The organism is Paenibacillus antri, from assembly GCF_005765165.1.
Classification (GTDB): domain Bacteria; phylum Bacillota; class Bacilli; order Paenibacillales; family YIM-B00363; genus Paenibacillus_AE; species Paenibacillus_AE antri.
In genome coordinates this window covers 1-2,505 of record NZ_VCIW01000048.1, presented here as the reverse complement: position 1 = coordinate 2,505, position 2,505 = coordinate 1, and the positions used below count along the sequence as shown (strand labels likewise).

At 51.4% G+C, this 2,505-nt stretch carries 3 protein-coding genes; all 3 read right to left on the bottom strand.

Annotation, left to right across the window (positions count from 1 at the left end):
• Nucleotides 1-119: 119 nt before the first annotated feature.
• From istB to istA, 3 genes are read right to left on the bottom strand one after another with little or no spacing between them, the layout of a single operon-like run.
• On the bottom strand, nucleotides 120-863 hold the full coding sequence (istB, locus tag FE782_RS31920) for an IS21-like element helper ATPase IstB (protein ID WP_138198409.1): 744 nt from the start codon (nucleotides 861-863) through the stop codon (nucleotides 120-122).
• A gap of 3 nt (nucleotides 864-866) precedes the next feature.
• On the bottom strand, nucleotides 867-1,445 hold the full coding sequence (locus FE782_RS33450) for a Mu transposase domain-containing protein (protein WP_439116481.1): 579 nt from the start codon (nucleotides 1,443-1,445) through the stop codon (nucleotides 867-869).
• A complete protein-coding gene (gene istA, locus FE782_RS31915; protein ID WP_238392738.1) occupies nucleotides 1,400-2,410 on the bottom strand; it encodes an IS21 family transposase in 1,011 nt (336 codons plus the stop codon). The genes FE782_RS33450 and istA overlap by 46 nt, the downstream gene beginning before the upstream one ends.
• Between the last annotated feature and the right edge of the window lie 95 nt (nucleotides 2,411-2,505).

Genomic DNA, 2,505 nt, shown 5'->3' with positions numbered 1-2,505 from the left:
TGAATATTTCGATGAAATAGAGCCACCATTCCGGTTATAAGTGAGCCAGGCCTCCGGAAAAAATGAGCCACCCCTCCGGTGGGGGGGAGCCACCCTGCATAAGGTGGCCCCTTGATCGATTACTTAATGAGTCCTTTACGTTTGCGCATGGAATCCGTGCCTTCAATCGTTATCGTGTAAGAAGAATGCACAATACGGTCGAGAATGGCATCGGCAAGTGTGCTTTCACCGATTTTACTATGCCAGCCTCCCGGAGCGAACTGGGAGCAGAATATGGTGGATCCGGTTTGATGGCGCGCCTCTACGATTTCGAGTAAATCCCGAGCTTCACTTTCCTTGAGCGATACGAGCAACCATTCGTCGAGAATGAGCAGCAGCACTTTCTTGTAGGTTTTCATGACCCGTTGAAAGATGCCTTCTCCGCGTGCCACTGCCAAATCGTTGAGTAATTCTGGCAAGCGGATGTATTTCACCGGTAGGAAGTTCCGGCAGGCGGCGATTCCAAAAGCGCAGGCGAGATACGTTTTCCCTGCACCCGAAGCGCCCATGATGATGATATTCAGTTTGTCATGCACGTAAGCACCTGTTGCCAAGCGTAGGATCTGCGTGCGATCCAGCTTACGATCGGTGTGATATTCGATGTCCTCAATGCTGGCGTTCGATTGTTGAAAATCTGCCTTGCGGATTAAGGTGGCCAGCCGATTATTTTTACGCCTCGACCACTCCAGATCCACCAGCATGCCGAAGCGTTCTTCAAACGTGAGTTCCTGAAAGCTGGGATCCAACAGTTGTTTTTGGAATGATTCTGCCATGGCGGCGAGGCGCATCTCATGTAGCTTGCGTACGGTAGGTTCATTTACCATGGCTTAGCCCCTCCCGTAGTAGTCCGCACCGCGGACAAAGCTGTGGTTCTCGGAGGAGGAAGTAGTCTGGCTCTCACTCGGTGTCCCAACCTCAAGGCGATCCTGCCCGGTTGCCAGAATGGTTTTGATACTTTGAAAGCTTGGCCTTGGCGTGTACGATAGCGCTCTGACGCACGCTGCTTCGAGTCGACCAACACCGTGTTTGTCGGCAAGCTTCAGAAGGGCCATACAGCTTCTGTAACCTTGCTGCTCCACTTTATGCGCACTAAGAATGGCCTGTACAGCGGTGCTTGTATAGGAGCCGATCTGCTGTGCCCAAGTGATGAAACGTTGTGCGTTCCACTGGACAAATTGTTTGTGATTTTCCGGCATATGAGCTTCTACCGTGCTGTACTGCCCGGGTTTCCCGTGGAGCCGGGGATGAGAGCAGATCCGATGATTTTGATAGAAGACCTCAATCGTCGATCGTGTCATTCGGACATCGACGCGATGCTTGATGTATTCGTAAGGAACGGAGTAGTGCATTTTCTCTACGCTTATATGATAATTGAATTGGACCGTGGCGGTCTTCCAAACCGCCATCTCATAGAGGGTAGCTGGCAAGGACAGCAGAAACGGTTTTTCCTCCGCTGTAAACACGCTGAGCCGGCTCCCTTCTTTTTTTGAAACGGTTTGGCATTCAAGCCCTCAAGCTTCTCACGAATCGCTCGGTTTAACTCAGCCGCACTGAAGCATTGCTGGTTACGCAGCGCAGCCAGAATCCATGTAGAAACGACGCCGACCGAGCCCTCTACATTTGGCTTGTCTTTGGGTTTGCGTACGCGAGCAGGAATAACAGCTGTGCTGTAGTGTTCGGCCATCTCGTGATACACCTTGTTAATGACGGGCTCATGTCCAGTTGCTTTGTCTACTCCTGTCTTCAAGTTGTCTGGGATGAGGACACGCGTTGAACCGCCAAAGGCTTGATACATGTGGATATGGGCGGTAATCCAGCTTTCCTGATTTTGCGAAGGGAAGGCTTCTACGTAGGCGTATTGACTGTATGAGAGCACGCCTACAAAGACATACATGGTGACGATTTCGCCGCTGTCTCGGTCAATAATGGAAGCCGTTTGACCTGCCCAATCCACCTCAATCTGCTCACCCGGCTTGCGCTGAATTCGCATGGTGGCATTCGATTTTAACGTGTACTGTTGATAGTGGTGACAAAACTGCGAGTACATCAGCGGAATCGCTTGACTCAGCCGGCATTGCTCGCAGTACTCATTCCAAAGCAAGCTTAACGTGACGCCGCTTTTGGCCATCTCTTTGTGGATGTAGTCGTAATCCGGATGCTTGCGGCGCGAGACTTGAGCCGATTCGGAAAAGAGGCGCTGACGCAGTTCGCCATCCGTTAGCTCTTTTTCTAGCGGCCAGGCGGTACCGAGTTCTTCTGCTCGTTGAATGATTTTGGCTACGGTGTTACGCGAGCAGGCGCAACTGAGGGCAATGTTACGTTGGCTGATTCCTTGGCTATGTAGCCGCAGGATTTCACGATATGGGGTCATAGTGACCTCCTCACGAATGATTTACGCTGTCTTTCAACAACGCATACGGATCATTCTAGCAGGAGGCGCTATGGAGTGGCTTACTTCGTCCGGAA